Raw genomic sequence first — 17,694 nt, 5'->3', positions numbered from 1 at the left:
CACCGAAGCAAAGATGAAATTAATTTGAATTTGTGGTTAGATTGGCGCGGATTTTTAAACAGAAAATAAGAATAACTAACAATGACAGCTCAAAATGATAATAAAAAGATGGGCCTAACTGCACGTATTTTAGTCGGCATGATTACCGGTATTGCAGTTGGCGTAATCTTGCAAATGCTATTTGCTGGTACGGGGGACTTTGTAGTACCGCTTGGGTTTACTGAATTTTCATTCAATGACTTTTTCGTAAATGGGGTCTTTTACGTTGGTGGTGCTATCTTTGTCGCAAGTTTAAAGATGATTGTTGTGCCACTGGTCTTCGTTTCTCTTGTAGTCGGAACATGTAGCCTGAATGACACTTCTAAACTTGCACGACTTGGCGGTAAATCGATTGCTTTATATCTAATGACAACCGCGATTGCGATCTCATTAGCGATTATGGCAGCTTTGGTTATTGCCCCTGGTGAAGGCGTCAATATGTCTACTGAAGCGAGTTATACCGCAAAAGAGGCACCTGGATTTGCGCAGGTCATCGTAAATATGTTCCCTACTAACCCAATTGAATCAATGGCAGAAGGTAACATGTTACAAGTTATCGTTTTTGCCTTATTGTTCGGTGTTTCGATGGCGTTAGCAGGTAAACCTGGTGAGCGTCTTACAAGCTTATTTGAAGATATTAACGCAGTGATCATGCGCCTGGTTGTTATTCTAATGAACCTAGCTCCATACGGCGTTTTTTGTTTATTGGCTAAATTATTTACCACGTTAGACTTTGCGACAATTACTAACCTCGTTAAATACTTCTTACTCGTTATTGCTGTATTATTGACCCATGCCTTGGTCGTCTACGCCATTTTGTTAAAAACATTTACTGGACTAAACCCAGTTACTTTTTACAAGAAAATGCGAGATGCCGCTTTATTTGCATTTAGTACTTCAAGTTCTGGTGCAACGCTACCTGTCACAATGGAGACAGCTACTAAAAAATTAGGTGTGAAAAACTCTATTGCGTCATTCACCCTGCCTATGGGTGCAACACTGAACATGGATGGCACGGCTATCATGCAAGGTGTCGCTACCGTATTTATCGCCCAAATCTTTGGTGTGGACTTGACCATTGGTGACTACTTAATGGTTGTATTAACTGCGACATTAGCCTCGATTGGCACTGCAGCTGTACCAGGTGTTGGGTTGGTAATGTTAGCCATGGTATTACAACAAGTTGGTCTACCTGTCGAAGGCATCGCACTGATTCTAGGTGTTGATCGATTACTTGATATGACCCGCACAGCAGTTAACGTAACGGGTGACTGTATGGTGAGTTGTGTTGTTGCAGCCTCTGAAAAAGAGTTTGATTACGACCGATTTAACGACCCTGATGCAGGCCTTAAGAGTGAAGATGTTGACTTTCACCACTTAAAAGATGGTCGCTAGTTAACAATTAAAAGGTAACAAAACAAAAAAGTGCGCTTAAATCAGCGCACTTTTTTTATCTCTTAAATCTTGGTGTTGACTGTTAAAGCTTTTGGTACGCCTTGTGACCAAAACCCACCAAACGACCTTCTTTAAAAATTAACGGTGTGCACTCGTCTTTCGTAGTTTGACTGTCAGAGTGTCTGTGTTTAGTGCGATAAAACAGAACCTGAACAGGTTTACCGTTATCTTCAAAAGCTTCATTGATATCAGGAGTGCCCATAAGCGACTTTACAGACTCGTAAGTAGCACCTAGCTCTAAAGTCGCAATTTTTTCATTATTTTCTCTTTGCTGCTTTTTCCAATCTGATGAAGAAGACCAGTTATTTGGATCTACTTCATCGCTATTTACAATAATGCAGCCCGTAAGTGAAAAAGAAAGTGGGATAACGAGTAAAGCAGCTTTTAATGTATTGTTCATTTTTGTATTTCCTTGGTTCCATGTATAAATACAGGGGATTTGTTATTATCAGCCTCATAGATGAGTGGTCTAAACTATACAAATTTAATTCCATAATTTAAACACTTGATATTAAAGAAAATTTTTAATAACAACAAGATTTAACTGGTCAAAAACCCTAACCATTTAGCCAATTAAACCAAAAAATACGATATGAACAATCAAGAAATTATTACAATATGCCAACAACTTGAAAGTGAGGGAAAGTCCCCTACGGTTGCACTCGTCAAAGCGCGTATGGCTGGCCCCAAAGTACTACCTGTTATTATTGCTGGTATCAAACAATATCAAGCCAACCCTACTTTAAAGGTTACAGATACGGCTGACGAAGAAAACGATAATTTAAGAGCTGAGCCAACTGCTGAAGGCGAATTGGCTCAAAGGGTAGAAATACTCGAAGCTCAGGTAGAAAAGCTCACTCAGTTGGTTGAGAGCCTGACCAGAGACAAAAATTAACCCTTTACAACAGGCTTAGCCTTTCTGATGAACGAAGCAAGATCTGGTGCCACCACCTCATGTGGTGGCTTTCCGACATATTCCAAACACACCTCTCCTGTTGAATTGTCGATAACTAGGTTAAGGTCATCTTCATCTGTAACGGCAAAAAACAACGTAGGTGATTGTTTTAATTTATGCTTCATTAACAGATGACCAATCACATTTTGTTGAAGCCTTTCAAAGTCTGACTGAGACCAGGCTTGTAAAAACTGCAATGGCCCTTTGTCGTGTACGGCGTTGATCCCATCGGCAAAATAAAGCGTAAAAAATTCAATAAATTGCTGATTTAGAGTAATTCCTAAAGCTTCTTCTACATTAGCAAAGCCCAAAGCGACATCTGTGTGTTCATCCACAAGCACTGGGCGCCAATATGTTTTGCCATGCTCACTAAACTCACAAGGTGAAGGCCAATTTTCATCGGGCTCTATTTCTGGAAAGCCAACCTGGTCTGCTTCAGTTAGCCACTGTTGAATAAATTGAGTCCAAGCCTGAGTTAAATCGGTGTTTTTTGACATTTAGATTTCACTTTTGATGGTAGCCATTTACAATATACGTCAAATAGCTAGTAAGAATTTAAGTAATGACTGCAAATTATAACGACTCTGGTCTACTCGACAACCTTACATTAGGAAAAACAACAGAGTATGCCAGCCAATACCAGCCTGAGTTACTCCAGCCTGTACCACGGAGTCTAAACCGTGATGATTTGAATCTTGGCGATAGCCTGCCATTTACTGGCACTGATCTTTGGACGGGTTATGAGGTAAGTTGGTTAAATAGCAAAGGTAAACCAATCGTGGCTATTGCGGAGTTTTATATTCCAGTAACAAGCCCTAATTTGGTAGAGAGTAAGTCTTTTAAACTGTATTTAAATAGTTTTAACCAAACTCGTTTTGAATCGTGGGCTGACGTCCAATCTGCAATGCAAAAGGACCTGACAGAATGTGCAGGTGAGGCTGTAGAAGTTAAGCTGTTTAGTGTAGATGAAGTTGAACACTTTCAGGTTACGTCTCTGCCTGGCATCAACATTGATGATTTAGACATAGATGTTGATGATTATGAGTTTGATCCAAGTTATTTACGAACCAGCACCAGTGGTGACCAAGCCACTTCGTTGGTAAAAGAAACATTAAATAGTCATTTGCTCAAATCCAACTGCTTGATCACCAACCAGCCGGATTGGGCCAGTGTTGTCATCGAGTATGAGGGTAACGCCATTGATCGTGCTTCCCTACTGCGTTATCTGATATCTTTTAGAATGCACAATGAGTTTCACGAGCAGTGCGTTGAGCGTATCTTTACTGATATTATGGCTAGCTGCCAACCGCAGAAATTGTCGGTTTACGCACGTTACACAAGGCGTGGTGGTTTGGATATCAATCCATTTAGAACCAATCAATACTCACAATTACCTTACAAAATCCGATTAAACCGACAGTAGGCATTCTATGACATTTCCAAACGACGAAACCGGACAAATTTTACAAGAGATGAAAGACGCAGGCTTCGACTTTGAGCCTGAATACGTTGTCGACTTTTATGCGCTGTTTCACAGTGAAGACGATGCAGACGCTGTCGCGAAGTTGTTTATGGCGCGTATCGACAACGACGAACCATTTGTAAAAGTAGAAACTCGTAACTACGAACACGGTGGTGAAGCTGCCGATGCAATCGAACTGCAAGTATCAAAAGTCATGAAAGTTGAGCACCAAGCTATTTCGGAATTTGAGCTCGAATACAAACGCATTGCCGAAAAACACAAAGGTTATTCTGATGGCTGGGGCGTATTTATGGGCGATGACGATGACAGTGGCGAAGAAGACACTTATATAGAGTAAGAGCGACTCTGAGAGCACCTTAACAAACAAAAAACGCGGTTGTTTTAAATAACGACCGCGTTTTTTTATGGGCTTTAATTATGTTTTTAGAACAGTAGGTTCACTGCAAAAAACTTCATAGCCACTGTATTTATAAAGATAACGGCTAGGATAACTGGAATAAACGTGGACAATGCAAAATCAGCATATTTTAGTAACCACTTATGTTTACCAGGTGCCGCGCCTTCCATTAACTCGTTGTTAAAGTTTGCTTTTTTCCAGCGCAACATAACAAATAAACAAATCAACAAGCCATTCAACGGTAAAATCGTATCGTAGAATACGTCATAGATGACATCAAACAGTGACTTGTCTGCGCCCGCATAAGAGACAAACTTAGTAAAGAACTCAGACATACCAAATGACATTGACGCAAACACACTTAACAGCACAACCATCACGGCCAGTGTCGCTAAAGACTTCTTACGTGACATGTCTTTTTCACCCATGATAGCTGAGTTTGGTACTTCAATAATCGAAACTAGCGATGTAATTGCAGCAAAAAATACTAACAAAAAGAACAATGACGCTATCGCACTCGCTCCAAAATAACCAACATCCGCTTGGAGCGACAAGAAAATTTTAGGTAGTAGTACGAAGATCAGTGATACCGACGAATCTGATAAGTTTGCTGTATCTACATTCGGGTCAAAACTAAAAATAGCCGGCAAAATCAACAAGCCCGCCACAAAAGCAACGCCAGTATCTGTTAATGCTACTAATTTAGATGAGTCAGGAATGTCTTGTTTTTTACTCATGTAAGAGCCGTACGTGACCAAAATACCCATACCCAAGCTAAGCGAGAAAAACGCCTGTGATAACGCACCACTGATGACACTAGCTGTAATTTTGCTGACATCAGGTAAAACGTAAAATGATACGCCAGCAAAGGCATTATCAAGCGTAAGCACGTAAATCACGAGTAAAACCAATAGCACAAAAAGCGATGGCATCAATACCTTAGCCGCCTTTTCTATCCCCTCTTTTACCCCGCTCATGAGTATGACACCAGTAATAGCAGCTACTACGGCCATATACACAAACAAAGATTTACCAGTAATAAACTCACCGAAGGTGTTTGGATCAGCCAGAAGTTCTAAGTCACCTATAACGGCACCAAATAAATAACCAAAAATCCAAACAGTGATAACAAGATAAAACACACCAATCATAAATGGCGTGATTACACCCAACCAACCAGCGAGTTTCCACTTGCTGTCGTTGTCCGATAACTTAGTGTATGCGCCCAAAGGGTCTTTGTTGGTGTGACGACCCACAGCCATCTCGGCCATCATCACAGGTAAACAGATTATTACGACAAAAATTGCGTAGATTAGAAGAAAGGCTCCGCCACCGTTTTTTGCCGCAGCGACAGGAAATCCAACTAGGTTACCAATACCTACCGCAGATCCTGCTGCGGCCAATATAAATCCCAGTTTAGAGGAAAAATGCTCTCTATCAGCACTCATAAATACGACCTTTATTATAATTATTTTTTATTATTAACGCAGTCATGCTACCAAGTAATTATTATGCTGTCTTCCCATTCGACTTGATTTTTATGTCAATTAAAGCAAGATCCGCAAAAAACTTTATAAGCTATAATAACGAGAAGCACTATGTACTACATGATTTACTCAGAAGACAAGGCCAATTCACTTGAAACGCGTTTAGCGACCCGTGAAAAGCACCTTGCTAGATTGCAGGAATTAAAACAAAAAGGTCGCCTATTAGTGGCCGGACCTCTTCCTGCGATCGACAGTGAAAACCCAGGAGAAGCTGGTTTTACAGGTTCTTTAGTTATTGCTGAGTTTGACTCTCTAAAAGAGGCGCAAGAATGGGCAGCAGCCGATCCATACATGGATGCAGGAGTTTACGAGCGCTCAACGGTTAAGCCGTACAAAAAAGTATTACCATAAATTTGAATTAGCTAATTCTTATTAAGCAGCAAAAAGAGGTTATTCTTGAAAACGACATTTTTTACCGCAATCTTTTGCGTATTAGTCTGTTTGCCATTTGATAGTGTTGCGGATTTCTTTTACGACTCAAAAGAAATTACCGACTGTAAACAAAAACACAAAAACCCAATGGACTATACCCTGTGTTTAGATGCGGCATTTGTACAAGTAGAGCGTCAATTAATGACGTGGGAAACCAATGTCGAAATAAAACTCGAAGAAATCAGCAAGGAAAAAAGCGGTGACTCGATTCGTTTATACAAATCGGCACAGCGCTATTTTAATAAGCACGTAAAGGCCACTTGTCAGTGGCAGTATTTAGCAATGTTGCCGGACATGACGTCTGCCGTGATTATGTCAAAAGAGTGCCAGATCTATATGACCAAGGATCGAATTAAAAAGCTCCAAGAAATGAGCGAAATGAAGTTTTAAGTTAAGGAAAGTTTAAGATTCAAAAAGTGAAAAAGGTGCTTACGCACCTTTTTTTGTATTTCGTTTTTCACCCTTTAGCTCAAAAATTAGATCTGCTTCCGAGCGCAACGTTTCTTTGTTTCTAATATTTGCAAAAGGGTCCTTATTAGGGGAGCCTTTTGGCTGTTCAGGATTAGATTGTTGTTGTGCCGCACTTGCCTCTGGTTTTTGCTTATCATCCCAGACGCCAGTACCGCTTTGTTCTTTATTGTTAGACCGACCTAAACCTCTAAACTTACTTAAAAAGCCCAGTCCTTGATGACCAACTTCACCTGACTTAGAAACTCTCTGAAAAACCCAATAAAAAATGACAGTAAAGACAATATACGCCAGCCATTTAGCTGCAAACGAAGCACCAACGGTTTGGTTCCCTTCACCTGCGGCAGACACATACTCTAAATAGTCGTCATGGACCATAGATACCAGCCACAAAGAAGCCAAGTACCCGATAATCGTTAATAACTGTCCTTTATACTTTTTCCAAATCGTTATAATAAACGTCCAGCGAACCACTTGTTGAAACATACCTATTCCTATTAAGTAATCTAACTCAGGCTTACTAAAGCTTTAGCTCCAAAGTGACAAGCCAAGTAACGACGCCAATACCAATAGCCCCTTTTCTTTGTAGCTATTAAATATTTTGTCTTCTTCCTCTTTGACCAATACTTCCAGTTGAGCTTCATTAAAGTCAGTAGGGGTTTTCCCCGCTAACATAATTCGAGTCTCTGCTCTTTTAATGGCTTTTTCTCTGACTTTGGTCGCCACTTTTTTCTTGAGGTTCAGTTCTGTTTTCAAGTCCACGTAGGCCTGCCTTGTTCAATTTACTGGCTTACTCCAAGCCAAATTCATCTAATAGTACCGCTTTAAGTGAGGTAGGTACGCCCTTAATCGTTAGCACGTCTCTGTTTGGATCGTAATTTACTCTATCACCTAATAATATTCGGTCAAAAGAAACAGAGACACCTCCGCCACTACCACTGAGTTTAACTAACTTTCTGACAGTTGATTTATCTAAGGTCACATTATCGTCAAAGCTGTAATCTTGCTGACTGATAAAGTCTTTGAATTCATTGTCAGCCGCCATACTCAAGGTGTCGTTTAGCTCTTCAAGTCTTGCGTCTTCACCTGCAGCTATTTTTTCATTACAGTATTCAAATACTTTTTCTCGTGTTTGAGCTTTTTCTTCTGGGTCTAATGTTTCTGCCGACATAAACTCATCGATAGCACCTAACAACTCTTTAGACTGTGTTTTGGCGTTGATCGTTTCTGTACAGCCTAACAAGTCCATAAAAAAGTCATTAACCTGGCGACCCGCTCTGCCTTTAATAAACGAGATTGTTTTTAAGTTATCCGCTGAATGCAGCAATGAGCTCACGTCTATACGTGCGGCCAATTGAATTTTGTTAATGTCCAAGTGACGCTCGCGCTTAATGCCAAATTCTGAGTCAACAGAAAAATGTTCTGACAAGTTCACCACACCAACCATAAAATAACGCGTCGCCACGTATTCGTAATCTATCAACAGTAAATAGCCCGTTTCTTCAAACTCATACTTTTCAAGTTCGGCTTGAAACAAGCCCAATGTGTCTTTTGATAAGTGGTCAAACGGGATCTCTTGATTTAAATAGGTATGTAAACGCTGTGAGAATGCCGTATTTTTCTCTTCGTTAAATGCCGCATAGCTCTTACTCGGCTTTGCGTTGTATACATTATGCAGTTGTTCGACAAACACTTCTGCCTTGGCCAGACTGTCATCAGTCATCACGGCCCACTTTGTAGAAAACTCGGTATCCGCTTGTTTTTCATAAAAGGCGATAGAAAATTGATTTACTGCTAACGACATGATTTTTCCTGCTTGTTAATTATGGTAATATTGGCGCCACTGAACCAAAATCAAGAATTCTTTATGCCAATCATATCAAAATACTCAAACGAAGAGATTAATAATTTAGTCGAACAATTGTTAGATGTTGTTGCCAACAACAAGGTATCTGTCGACCTAGCACTCATAGCGCTTGGAAATACAGTAAGTAATATTATTGACGACAACGTAAAACCTGAGGTAAAACAACAAATAGCTAAAAGTTTTGCCGATGCACTGTTAAACTCAGTGGAGAATGCAAAACACTAAATTGATTTAAGGATTAGAACAACAATAAATGGTCATTAAGCTAAAAAGCCAATGGGAAACGGAGCAACCGTTTAACCTATTATCTTGGGGTCATTGGTTTACCTTCGCAAACTTGATCTTAGCGTTGCTGTTTTCGTCCTTTTATATGGTCGATTACACCATGCCGGAAACCTTTGCCGGCTGGTTGTATCTTGTTTTAACATGGGTTGGCCACTTCTCGTTTTTGGCCCTTAGCTGTTTTATTCTGACCATATTCCCAGTCATCACTATATTCCCTTATAAACGTCACATCCGCGGTGTATCGGCGGTTATGGCATCGATATTTCAGCTTTATTTGTTCTTGGATGTTCTAGCTTATCGAGGGCTAGGTTATCACCTGACGTCCAGTTCTTTTAAACAAATACGTGAAGTAGAAGACGTATATGTCGCCATGATGGGTGATTCTTACTTCTTGATGGTACTAACCGTGTTTGTGTTTATTTTGGCCTATCAATTTTTGGTTAGTAACCTGACATGGAAACGAATCCACCAGCTGCAAAGCTTTAAATACAAAAATGGTTTGGCGAGTAGTTTAATAGGTGCGTTTTTTCTGAGTCACTTCTTCCATATATGGGGAGACGCCACACTCAACTCCGACATCGCTAAACAAAGCTCTATGTTTCCTGCCCACTATCCGCTCACTGCAAAAACATTGTTAGCGAGATACGAACTCATAGATCTGCAAGAATACAAGTCTTCTCAGTCTAACCGAGCGGTATTATCTGAAAGTGAATACAGATTGATTCCAACGCAAGTGCCCTCTTGTGATTTTGAGGACCAACCCAAGCTTAATGTTGTTATGTTACCCATAAAACAGCAGTTGGCCGCTCAAACTTGGATAAAAAACTCCAATCTAAAATTTAGCTTTAACAAAGAACTGAATGTACCGAGTGATTTATCGTCGTTGATTTTTAATTTTTCAAGTGGCCTTCCGGGGCTTTATGAAGACTTTAAAGAGCAAGTGAACATTAATAAGCAACTCAGTGTAGATTTGCTCTCTGTGCAACTAATGGCCGGTGACTTTGACCCTAAATCTATAGACAGTAAAATCAGTGATAAGCTTGTCGTCGTATTTTACGATGAAGATAACGAGTCGCCATTTTATCGAACGAACGTATTACTCGTCGGGTTTGAACATATACCTCAAGCGCCTTTTTCACCGCAAAACATCGTCGCCAGTTATCTTGCCGATGGCCTAGGTTGCAAAGAGTACGTTAAACGTAATTTAATCGACCTACCCTTTAGCGAGTTTGATACCCACCACATAGTTACTCACTACAGTAGTGGTTATTTCCAATTTGTTTACAAAGACAATGCTTTGTTATTTAAAAATGGCAAGTTATTAACCAACAAAACGTTTTCATCGAACAAAGATGTTAACGCAACAGTGGATGTCCGACTTATTGAGGAAGCGGTAAGTAATTTAACAAAACGCCGGTTAAAGATATCTCAATAAATAAATACCGTTAAGAAACACTCGTTATCTTTTTCATAGGCTTTGAGTTTGTTTATAGCAGCTTGGGTTAACTCAGTATCCTTGGTCAACATAATACTCCCTTTTTGGGTAACGACATCGGCCGAAACAATCATTCCAGGTTCCAATTTTGAGGTCGCCACACAATAATCGGCTTCAAGCTCATCAATTTCAGGTAGCCGCTCAAGAAGTGATAAGTATTTATCGACAATTTTGTAATCGTATTGTTTGCCTCGTTCCTCTTTAAGATAAAACTGAGCTCTATCGGGAGATAACTTTTGGGCGTGTTTATGGCCTAATAACAAATAGTCGTAGTCACTGACGACTTTTAAGATACGGGAGCCAAGTGGAATGTCTTCTTTTTTCAAATTATCTGGGTAGCCAGAGCCATCCCAGTTTTCATATTGATGACGTATGTTAGTAGCAACTTCCCTTAAACTTGGCAACCGGGACAATATATTAGCCCCCTCGACAGCGTGAGAACGAAAAGCCTGCTGCTGTTCAGGGTTGCGCTCGATTTCTGTCGTCGCCAACAACTCATCGCTAATTGAGACCTTACCAACTTCATGTAACATTCCAGTTAAATAGATATTGATAGCTTCGGCACGACTGAGGCCCAATTCTTCCGCTAAAACTTTACTGTGTGCTGCTACGCGTTTGCTGTGGCCGTTTTCATGACCTGCCCTATCTTCAATAATGACACTGATCATGTCTAACAACTGGCGAAAAAATTTACGCTGTTTTAACGTAGACTGCTTAAGACGCATGGTTTGTTTGTTTAACGCTGCAGTTCGTGCCGCAATGCGCTCTTCTAGTTTTGCATTAGCCTCAGTAAGCTTAGTATTGGCTGCAACGAGCTTTCCTGATAACACGTCATTTTTTTTGATTAACTCGTAGCGCGCGAGTGCATTCTTAACTAAAACTTTTAACTCTGTATTGTCCCACGGCTTACTGACATAACTAAAAATCTCACCTTCATTTATCGCTCTCACCGTACTTTCCATATCCGCATAGCCCGTAAGTAACAACCTACTGGCATCAGGTGCTACCTGCTTGGCCTGCCCCAAAAAAGCGGCACCATCAAGCTGCGGCATTCTCATGTCCGATATAATAATAGCGTACTCTTTTGACATAAGAGCCTCGAGTGCGTCTTGCCCATCCGTAAATATGTCTACAACAAAATCCTTACGAAAAAGTCGTTTTAACGCATTTAATATTTCAGGCTCATCATCAAGCAATAACATCGACGGCTTAGCAGCCATAAAGCTATACCTTCTACTTACAATTTAACAAAGCTATATACTTGAACTATAGTCTATTTTAGGCACTCAGTTGTGAAGAACCGAGATAATTGTAATTAAATCGCTTTAATTATGAATAAAATGACAAGTAAAGTGACGAGTAATTAATGGCCGAAACTGAAACAAAAGACTTAAACCAAAAAGTCTCCGCGCTAGAGAAAGCGTTAGAGCGTGAAAAAGCAGCCAGAAAAATGGCAGAAACGCTTTTAGAACAACGTTCTAGAGAGATATTTGAGTCTAACCAATCACTGCAGACTCAAATGAACGAAGCTAAACTTCAACAGTTACAGTTGTCGTTTTTGACCGGATTGTCGGCCGATATATGGAATGCAGATTCTGTTAATAACATAGTTCAAGTATATTTAAGGCGAAGCAGTGAGTTTTTGAACAACGCCCAATGTATGTTTTTTCAGTTAAGGGACGAAAAAACCCACTGGAAACTTTCCTCTGTCATGGAGCTAGAAAATAAATACCAACAAAATGACATTGATAAAGAAAAAATCAAAACCCTAATCAAATCATTTCAAGTAGACGCCCTATTAGAAGCAGTAAAAGATGCAGGAGGCGAGAGTACGCTCCAACCTGTCATCGCCTTTACTGACGAATCGTCTGAATTTCAGTACATATACATAGTGCCGATTTTCGATATTAATGATAATCGCGGGTTTGCTAGCTATTTGTATTCTGATCATACTCAAATAGACGTTTTAAAATTACAAACGGTAGAATCATCAAGATCAATGTTGGCAGTCGCTATTCAGCGCCAACTTGCGACTGTCAATCTGAACAACCGTTTTAAAGAATTAAAAAAGACCTACAAAAAACTAGATGATGCCCAAAAGCAACTCGTTCAATCAGAGCGAATGGCGTCCATCGGTCAACTCGCAGCGGGCGTAGCACATGAAATAAATAACCCTATTGGGTTTATTTTGAGTAATTACGAAACCCTGGCTGAATACATAGAGGTACTAAATAATATTTTAGAGCTTTACCCCAATTTGGCCGAACAGGAAGCACAAAATAAACTCAATCAAATTTGGCATGATGAAGATGTCGATTACATAAAAGAGGACTTAAAAGAGCTGTTGAGTGCTTCTAAAGGTGGTTTAAAACGAGTTCAGGAGATTGTTGCAGGCCTTAAGTCATTCTCGCATAGCAATGAATCCGCAGACTTGACCTCGTTTAATTTGAATGAGTGTATCGAGGATTCGATAAACTTAGTTTGGAATGAGTTAAAATACAACTGCACAATTGACCGTAAATTCGACGATAATTTAGCGCCAATTAAAGGAAGCTCGGGCCAAATTGCACAGGTAATAGTTAACATGTTAATTAACGCCAAACACGCGATGGACAGCGGCGGCACGATTACAGTTCAAACCCAGAACATAGACGATAAAGTACAAGTAGCCATCACCGACCAGGGCTGCGGTATATCAGAAGAAAACTTAGAAAAGCTGTTTACTCCGTTTTTCACCACAAAACCAGTCGGCGTAGGCACCGGCCTTGGACTGTCTATCTCGTATGGAATCCTCAAAGATCACCATGCCGAAATAGATGTCCAAAGCAAGGTGGGAGAAGGCACCACCTTTACGATTTTGTTTCCAGCATATTCCGAATAACGTATGACAAAATGCCGCCATTGGCAAAGTAGTCAAATTCATTTGCCGTATCAATTCGGATAATCATATCTATAGTTTTGGTTTGTTGATCGGTTTTCACTTCAACCTGAACCTCTTTCTGACCCGCACTGACGGCAGGAATAGAAAACGTTTCTTTTCCGGTGATGCCATGACCCTCTGCACTCTCACCTTCTTTAAATTGAAGTGGTAAAATCCCCATTCCAATTAGATTGGAGCGATGAATTCGCTCATAGCTTTCTGCAAATACCGCTTTAACTCCCATTAACGAAGGGCCTTTTGCTGCCCAATCTCGAGAAGAACCAGTACCGTATTCTTTACCTGCAATTACTACAGTTGGGGTGTTTTCAGCACGGTATTTCATCGCTGCGTCGTAAATAGACATAGGCTCTTGTGAAGGTTGATATTGCGTGTGACTGCCCTGAGTGCCAGGAGCAAGCTCGTTTTTAAGGCGGACGTTTGCAAACGTACCACGCATCATCACCTCGTGATTGCCGCGCCGAGAACCATATGAATTGAAGTCCTTAACCTCTACACCTTGTTGTTGAAGGTACTTTGAGGCGGGGCTATCTTCTGCGATAGAGCCTGCAGGAGAAATGTGATCGGTCGTAATACTGTCACCTACTTTGACCAAGCAGCGTGCGTTTTCGATTGCAGCAACCTGTTCTGCCCTGGCTGCCATAGCTTCAAAAAATGGCGGATGTTTTATATACGTCGACTCTGGCCAATCATAGATAGATTGCTTTTTAGAGCTTAAGCTATTCCAAGTCTCATCTCCGTTAAAGACATCGGCGTATTTTTCAGCAAAAATCTGACGTGAAATCGAGCGTCCTACAACGTCCTTAATTTCTTCATCTGATGGCCAAATATCTTTTAAATAAACCGCTTGGCCGTTTTTGTCATGACCTAGAGGCTCTGATGTTAGGTCTATTTTCATATTTCCAGCAAGGGCATATGCCACCACGAGAGGAGGCGATGCTAAGTAATTCGCCGCTATATCCGCATGTATCCGGCCTTCAAAGTTACGGTTTCCTGACAACACAGATGTCACAGATAGGTCGCCTTTGTGAATAGCGTCGCTAATCTCATCAGGCAAGGGGCCCGAGTTACCAATACAAGTCGTACAGCCATATCCCACTAAGTTGAAACCGAGTGATTCTAAGTCATCCATCAAGCCCGCATTTTCAAGGTATTGCGTAACGACTTGAGAGCCAGGAGCGAGAGACGTTTTGACCCAAGGTTTAGTGGTTAAGCCTTTTTCAGCTGCATTACGTGCAAGCAGGCCTGCAGCTACGAGAACGTGTGGGTTAGAGGTATTCGTACAACTAGTGATCGCTGCTATAACAACAGAGCCATCTGTAAGCTCAAAGTCCTGACCTCTGAATTGGGTAGTAATTGCCTTGTTTGATGTACTTCCACTTCCATTTAATTCTAGCCACTCTTTGTATTTGTTGGCTGCATCGGTCAGTGTGATACGGTCTTGAGGACGCTTTGGCCCTGCAATACTGGGTTCGACCGATGACAAATCAAACTCAATATTTTCGTGATATACCGCCTCTGGCGTCGTCTCATCATGCCAAATTCCTAATTGTTTAGCATAAGATTCAACGCGCTCCATATCAGCTTGGTCACGGCCAGTTAAATTAAGGTAATTAACCGTTTCTTTGTCTAGAGGGAAAATGCCGCAGGTCGCACCGTACTCTGGCGCCATATTAGCGATAGTTGCTCGGTCCGCTAAGGTCAAGTGGGCCAAACCTGGACCATAAAATTCGACAAACTTACCGACCACACCATGTTCTCGTAATCGCTCAGTTATGGTCAGTACTAAATCCGTAGCAGTTACACCTGGTTTTAATTTGCCTACTAGCTTGAAACCAACGACTCTCGGGATCAACATAGTAACAGGCTGCCCTAACATTGCCGCTTCTGCCTCAATGCCACCGACACCCCATCCAAGAATACCTAGACCGTTGATCATTGTAGTGTGAGAGTCTGTACCAACTAAGGTGTCTGGGTAAGCCCACTGTTCACCATTTTGCTCTGTGCCAAATACACAACGCGCTAAATATTCCAAGTTAACTTGATGGACAATACCACGGCCTGGTGGCACTACTTTAAAGTTATCAAACGCACTTTGGCCCCATTTTAAAAATTGGTACCGCTCTTTGTTGCGTTCTACCTCTATTGCAGTGTTTTTCTCAAGGGCATCTTCAGTAGCAAAGTGATCCACCATAACGGAGTGGTCAATGACCAACTCAACCGGATTGAAGGGATTAATTTTTTCAGGATCACCACCAAGTCGTGCCATCGCATCGCGCATCGCGGCTAAATCAACAATCGCTGGTACACCGGTGAAGTCTTGTAAAACAACTCGAGCCGGAACAAAAGATATTTCTTGCTCTGTATCTGAGTTCACATCCCATTTAGCAAGAGCGATGATGTCCTCTTCGTCTACAAATGGCTTATCTTCGTGCCGCAAGAGGTTTTCGAGCAGAATTTTGGTGGCATAAGGTAGGCGATTTAAGTCGTACTGTTCGCTGAGCTTGTCAAAGCTGATCGCGTTATACGTCTGGTTACTCAATTGCAATTTAGCAACTGACTTCCACTGTGTAGACATAGTTCACTCCTGTAAATGTATGAAATTTCAAGACTTGGCTTGTAATACATTACTAAGGATAGAAGTGAACTAGTTCAACCTCAAGCGCAAAAAAAGTTTTATATTTTTTGTGCAGTTTGGATTAAATCCCATTTATTTCCGTACAAATCTTCAAACACTGCGACGGTACCATATACTTCCTCACGAGGTGTTTCGTTAAATTTAACACCTGCATTTTTCATGTATTGGTAATCTCTATAAAAATCGTTGGTTTCTAAAAACAACCACACTCTTCCGCCCGCTTGCTGACCAACCGCATTCAGTTGCTGTTCGCCATCCGCTTTAGCAAGAAGAAGCGCAGTGCCCTCGCTATTTTGAGGCGCGACACGAACCCAACGTTTGCCTTCTGGCATCGCTGTATCTTCTAACAACTCAAATTGACATTTGTTCACATAAAAATCGATGGCTTCGTCATAATCTTTTACAACGAGGGATATGGCACCAATGCTTTGTTTAATCATCTTTACTGCTTCTTATTTACAACTTAAAAGGTGGTCGATTACATTGTGTAAGTTGGTTCTGGTGAATTTAATAACGTACCAATGAGCTTTTCGATTTTAACTTGTAATTTGTTTTCTGAGTTATTGAGCAAGACACCTACACCTGGCGGGTGAACATTTTGTGCCCCCTGTGGGTTTACCCAAATGACTTCAGAGTCAAACAACTCAGGCTCTAACGCATCTGGCAAGGTCAAAATAATACTTACAGACTCGCCAAGTTTTAGAGGCATGTTGGTTTTAATAAATAATCCACCACCATGGACAAATGGCATATAACACTTAAACAGCTCCTTGCTATCTAATATTTCAACGGTCAATCTGTTCATCGAATGAGTCCCTCTAATTGATGCACTAATGACGTAAGTGCGAGCGCTTTATTGTGCCCCTTAACTTGGCGTCTGGTAAAGTTAAATTCGTGGATGAGTGCTTGTGCTTGCTCTGCGGGTTGTAAATAGCCCTTCATTAAAACCTGTCTGATACGACGGCTTACAAGGTAAACCCAAAACTCAATTAATTCATCTTTTGAAGCGATATTGCTAAGTAATGTAGCACTGCTTTCTTGGCCTTTAAGCCAAGTAATAAAGCTTTGGTAGACGCGCACGTATTCATTTAACTCATCTGGCTCGGCCATTTTGACCAACAAGGATTCGTTTTGATCCGCAAAGCCCACCAAATAGTCCGGTAAGTTTGGGTATTTTTGTTTTAACGCGTCTTTACTCAGTACTGGCTGACGAATCTGTTGGCAACGGCTAATAATAGTGGGCATCAGTTTGACATAACCCACACTAACCAACACTAGGTAACATTTTGCATTAGGCTCTTCTAGTGTTTTTAGTAATGCATTAGCGGCGTTCTCGGTCATAAGCTGGGCGTTTTGTATCACTACCACCTGAGCCTGAGCAAGCTGTGCCGTAGTGGTAAACTTATTACTTACCGCTCTGATTTCATCTATACCAATACTGTTGGTAGTAGGTTCTATCGACAGAAAGTCAGGGTGATTACCCGCCATTAGTAATTGACACTGCTTACAATGTCCGCAGCCTTTACTTGCTGAGTAATCAGGGGTTTCGCACAATAACATGGCGACGAGATCAGGTAACTCACTTTGAGTCTTAGCCAAGTCTAAGGTTTCGATCAGCAAAGCATGGGGTAATTTACCCTGCTGTAACGAGGCGCTGATAATATCTGCTAATCGATTTTCCAATCCCTACTCCTG

At 41.0% G+C, this 17,694-nt stretch carries 20 protein-coding genes; 9 read left to right on the top strand and 11 right to left on the bottom strand.

Annotation, left to right across the window (positions count from 1 at the left end; all coding sequences use genetic code 11):
* Window positions 1-81: 81 nt before the first annotated feature.
* Window positions 82-1,434 (top strand): dicarboxylate/amino acid:cation symporter, encoded by a 1,353-nt coding sequence (locus J1N51_RS00370; protein WP_208832044.1) that lies wholly within the window; start codon window positions 82-84, stop codon window positions 1,432-1,434.
* Between the two features lie 82 nt (window positions 1,435-1,516).
* Here the strand turns inward: J1N51_RS00370 and J1N51_RS00365 are convergent, their stop codons facing one another.
* A complete protein-coding gene (locus tag J1N51_RS00365; protein ID WP_208832043.1) occupies window positions 1,517-1,894 on the bottom strand; it encodes a DUF3192 domain-containing protein in 378 nt (125 codons plus the stop codon).
* 192 nt (window positions 1,895-2,086) lie between these two features.
* Here J1N51_RS00365 and J1N51_RS00360 point away from each other — a divergent pair, with 192 nt between their 5' ends.
* Window positions 2,087-2,389, top strand: coding sequence for a hypothetical protein (locus J1N51_RS00360; RefSeq protein WP_208832042.1), 303 nt, complete (start codon window positions 2,087-2,089; stop codon window positions 2,387-2,389).
* Here J1N51_RS00360 and syd read toward each other — a convergent pair.
* Window positions 2,386-2,946: a SecY-interacting protein gene (syd, locus tag J1N51_RS00355; RefSeq protein WP_208832041.1), complete on the bottom strand. Its 561-nt coding sequence runs from the start codon at window positions 2,944-2,946 to the stop codon at window positions 2,386-2,388. The two genes, J1N51_RS00360 and syd, sit on opposite strands and share 4 nt — an antisense overlap.
* Before the next feature lie 65 nt (window positions 2,947-3,011).
* Here syd and queF point away from each other — a divergent pair, with 65 nt between their 5' ends.
* Both queF and J1N51_RS00345 read left to right on the top strand, forming a co-directional pair.
* Window positions 3,012-3,872, top strand: coding sequence for an NADPH-dependent 7-cyano-7-deazaguanine reductase QueF (gene queF, locus J1N51_RS00350; RefSeq protein ID WP_208832040.1), 861 nt, complete (start codon window positions 3,012-3,014; stop codon window positions 3,870-3,872).
* A gap of 7 nt (window positions 3,873-3,879) precedes the next feature.
* The gene (locus J1N51_RS00345) at window positions 3,880-4,269 is read left to right on the top strand and encodes a ribonuclease E inhibitor RraB (RefSeq protein ID WP_208832039.1); all 390 of its coding nucleotides are present in this window, start codon (window positions 3,880-3,882) and stop codon (window positions 4,267-4,269) included.
* A gap of 86 nt (window positions 4,270-4,355) precedes the next feature.
* Here the strand turns inward: J1N51_RS00345 and J1N51_RS00340 are convergent, their stop codons facing one another.
* On the bottom strand, window positions 4,356-5,777 hold the full coding sequence (locus J1N51_RS00340; RefSeq protein ID WP_208832038.1) for a sodium-dependent transporter: 1,422 nt from the start codon (window positions 5,775-5,777) through the stop codon (window positions 4,356-4,358).
* A 150-nt stretch (window positions 5,778-5,927) separates the two neighbouring features.
* Here J1N51_RS00340 and J1N51_RS00335 point away from each other — a divergent pair, with 150 nt between their 5' ends.
* On the top strand, window positions 5,928-6,227 hold the full coding sequence (locus J1N51_RS00335; RefSeq protein ID WP_208832037.1) for a YciI family protein: 300 nt from the start codon (window positions 5,928-5,930) through the stop codon (window positions 6,225-6,227).
* 45 nt (window positions 6,228-6,272) lie between these two features.
* Window positions 6,273-6,698 (top strand): lysozyme inhibitor LprI family protein, encoded by a 426-nt coding sequence (locus J1N51_RS00330; protein WP_208832036.1) that lies wholly within the window; start codon window positions 6,273-6,275, stop codon window positions 6,696-6,698.
* A gap of 39 nt (window positions 6,699-6,737) precedes the next feature.
* On the opposite strand, the gene J1N51_RS00325 is transcribed toward J1N51_RS00330, so the two are convergent.
* Genes J1N51_RS00325 through J1N51_RS00315 form a run of 3 tightly spaced genes read right to left on the bottom strand, consistent with a single transcriptional unit; the run spans window position 6,738 to window position 8,580 of the window.
* Complete coding sequence (locus J1N51_RS00325) at window positions 6,738-7,262, bottom strand: hypothetical protein (RefSeq protein WP_208832035.1); 525 nt, start codon at window positions 7,260-7,262, stop codon at window positions 6,738-6,740.
* 42 nt (window positions 7,263-7,304) lie between these two features.
* Complete coding sequence (locus tag J1N51_RS00320; protein WP_232842827.1) at window positions 7,305-7,532, bottom strand: hypothetical protein; 228 nt, start codon at window positions 7,530-7,532, stop codon at window positions 7,305-7,307.
* A 34-nt stretch (window positions 7,533-7,566) separates the two neighbouring features.
* Window positions 7,567-8,580, bottom strand: a complete 1,014-nt coding sequence (locus J1N51_RS00315) for a nucleoid-associated protein (RefSeq protein ID WP_208832033.1) — start codon at window positions 8,578-8,580, stop codon at window positions 7,567-7,569.
* Between the two features lie 63 nt (window positions 8,581-8,643).
* Here J1N51_RS00315 and J1N51_RS00310 point away from each other — a divergent pair, with 63 nt between their 5' ends.
* Together J1N51_RS00310 and J1N51_RS00305 are read left to right on the top strand one after the other, a co-directional pair.
* Window positions 8,644-8,868, top strand: coding sequence for a YejL family protein (locus J1N51_RS00310; RefSeq protein WP_208832032.1), 225 nt, complete (start codon window positions 8,644-8,646; stop codon window positions 8,866-8,868).
* A gap of 28 nt (window positions 8,869-8,896) precedes the next feature.
* Window positions 8,897-10,363, top strand: coding sequence for a DUF3413 domain-containing protein (locus tag J1N51_RS00305; protein WP_208832031.1), 1,467 nt, complete (start codon window positions 8,897-8,899; stop codon window positions 10,361-10,363).
* Here the strand turns inward: J1N51_RS00305 and J1N51_RS00300 are convergent.
* Window positions 10,357-11,643, bottom strand: a complete 1,287-nt coding sequence (locus tag J1N51_RS00300) for an HD domain-containing phosphohydrolase (protein ID WP_208832030.1) — start codon at window positions 11,641-11,643, stop codon at window positions 10,357-10,359. The two genes, J1N51_RS00305 and J1N51_RS00300, sit on opposite strands and share 7 nt — an antisense overlap.
* A gap of 146 nt (window positions 11,644-11,789) precedes the next feature.
* Here J1N51_RS00300 and J1N51_RS00295 point away from each other — a divergent pair, with 146 nt between their 5' ends.
* The gene (locus J1N51_RS00295) at window positions 11,790-13,304 is read left to right on the top strand and encodes a sensor histidine kinase (protein ID WP_208832029.1); all 1,515 of its coding nucleotides are present in this window, start codon (window positions 11,790-11,792) and stop codon (window positions 13,302-13,304) included.
* Here the strand turns inward: J1N51_RS00295 and acnA are convergent.
* The 4 genes from acnA to J1N51_RS00275 all read right to left on the bottom strand — a co-directional run bounded on the left by acnA (window position 13,273) and on the right by J1N51_RS00275 (window position 17,682).
* Complete coding sequence (gene acnA, locus J1N51_RS00290) at window positions 13,273-15,939, bottom strand: aconitate hydratase AcnA (RefSeq protein WP_208832028.1); 2,667 nt, start codon at window positions 15,937-15,939, stop codon at window positions 13,273-13,275. The two genes, J1N51_RS00295 and acnA, sit on opposite strands and share 32 nt — an antisense overlap.
* A gap of 98 nt (window positions 15,940-16,037) precedes the next feature.
* A complete protein-coding gene (locus tag J1N51_RS00285; protein ID WP_208833269.1) occupies window positions 16,038-16,436 on the bottom strand; it encodes a VOC family protein in 399 nt (132 codons plus the stop codon).
* 41 nt (window positions 16,437-16,477) lie between these two features.
* Window positions 16,478-16,804 carry a PilZ domain-containing protein gene (locus J1N51_RS00280; protein WP_208832027.1) on the bottom strand — a complete coding sequence of 109 codons (327 nt, stop codon included), beginning with the start codon at window positions 16,802-16,804 and terminating at the stop codon, window positions 16,478-16,480.
* On the bottom strand, window positions 16,801-17,682 hold the full coding sequence (locus J1N51_RS00275; protein WP_208832026.1) for a hypothetical protein: 882 nt from the start codon (window positions 17,680-17,682) through the stop codon (window positions 16,801-16,803). Before J1N51_RS00275 ends, J1N51_RS00280 begins: the two co-directional genes overlap by 4 nt.
* Window positions 17,683-17,694: the final 12 nt, after the last annotated feature.

Source organism: Psychrosphaera ytuae (assembly GCF_017638545.1).
Lineage (GTDB): Bacteria > Pseudomonadota > Gammaproteobacteria > Enterobacterales > Alteromonadaceae > Psychrosphaera > Psychrosphaera ytuae.
The sequence above is the reverse complement of the archived record's forward strand: the minus strand, read 5'-3'. Positions and strand labels throughout refer to the sequence as shown.

Excerpts from the sequence above, each read along its gene's own strand:
- J1N51_RS00370 (WP_208832044.1), top strand. The coding sequence starts at position 82 with ATGACAGCTCAAAATGATAATAAAAAGATGGGCCTAACTGCACGTATT.
- J1N51_RS00365 (WP_208832043.1), bottom strand. The coding sequence starts at position 1,894 with ATGAACAATACATTAAAAGCTGCTTTACTCGTTATCCCACTTTCTTTT.
- J1N51_RS00360 (WP_208832042.1), top strand. The coding sequence starts at position 2,087 with ATGAACAATCAAGAAATTATTACAATATGCCAACAACTTGAAAGTGAG.
- syd (WP_208832041.1), bottom strand. The coding sequence starts at position 2,946 with ATGTCAAAAAACACCGATTTAACTCAGGCTTGGACTCAATTTATTCAA.
- queF (WP_208832040.1), top strand. The coding sequence starts at position 3,012 with ATGACTGCAAATTATAACGACTCTGGTCTACTCGACAACCTTACATTA.
- J1N51_RS00345 (WP_208832039.1), top strand. The coding sequence starts at position 3,880 with ATGACATTTCCAAACGACGAAACCGGACAAATTTTACAAGAGATGAAA.
- J1N51_RS00340 (WP_208832038.1), bottom strand. The coding sequence starts at position 5,777 with ATGAGTGCTGATAGAGAGCATTTTTCCTCTAAACTGGGATTTATATTG.
- J1N51_RS00335 (WP_208832037.1), top strand. The coding sequence starts at position 5,928 with ATGTACTACATGATTTACTCAGAAGACAAGGCCAATTCACTTGAAACG.
- J1N51_RS00325 (WP_208832035.1), bottom strand. The coding sequence starts at position 7,262 with ATGTTTCAACAAGTGGTTCGCTGGACGTTTATTATAACGATTTGGAAA.
- J1N51_RS00315 (WP_208832033.1), bottom strand. The coding sequence starts at position 8,580 with ATGTCGTTAGCAGTAAATCAATTTTCTATCGCCTTTTATGAAAAACAA.
- J1N51_RS00310 (WP_208832032.1), top strand. The coding sequence starts at position 8,644 with ATGCCAATCATATCAAAATACTCAAACGAAGAGATTAATAATTTAGTC.
- J1N51_RS00305 (WP_208832031.1), top strand. The coding sequence starts at position 8,897 with ATGGTCATTAAGCTAAAAAGCCAATGGGAAACGGAGCAACCGTTTAAC.
- J1N51_RS00300 (WP_208832030.1), bottom strand. The coding sequence starts at position 11,643 with ATGGCTGCTAAGCCGTCGATGTTATTGCTTGATGATGAGCCTGAAATA.
- J1N51_RS00295 (WP_208832029.1), top strand. The coding sequence starts at position 11,790 with ATGGCCGAAACTGAAACAAAAGACTTAAACCAAAAAGTCTCCGCGCTA.
- acnA (WP_208832028.1), bottom strand. The coding sequence starts at position 15,939 with ATGTCTACACAGTGGAAGTCAGTTGCTAAATTGCAATTGAGTAACCAG.
- J1N51_RS00280 (WP_208832027.1), bottom strand. The coding sequence starts at position 16,804 with ATGAACAGATTGACCGTTGAAATATTAGATAGCAAGGAGCTGTTTAAG.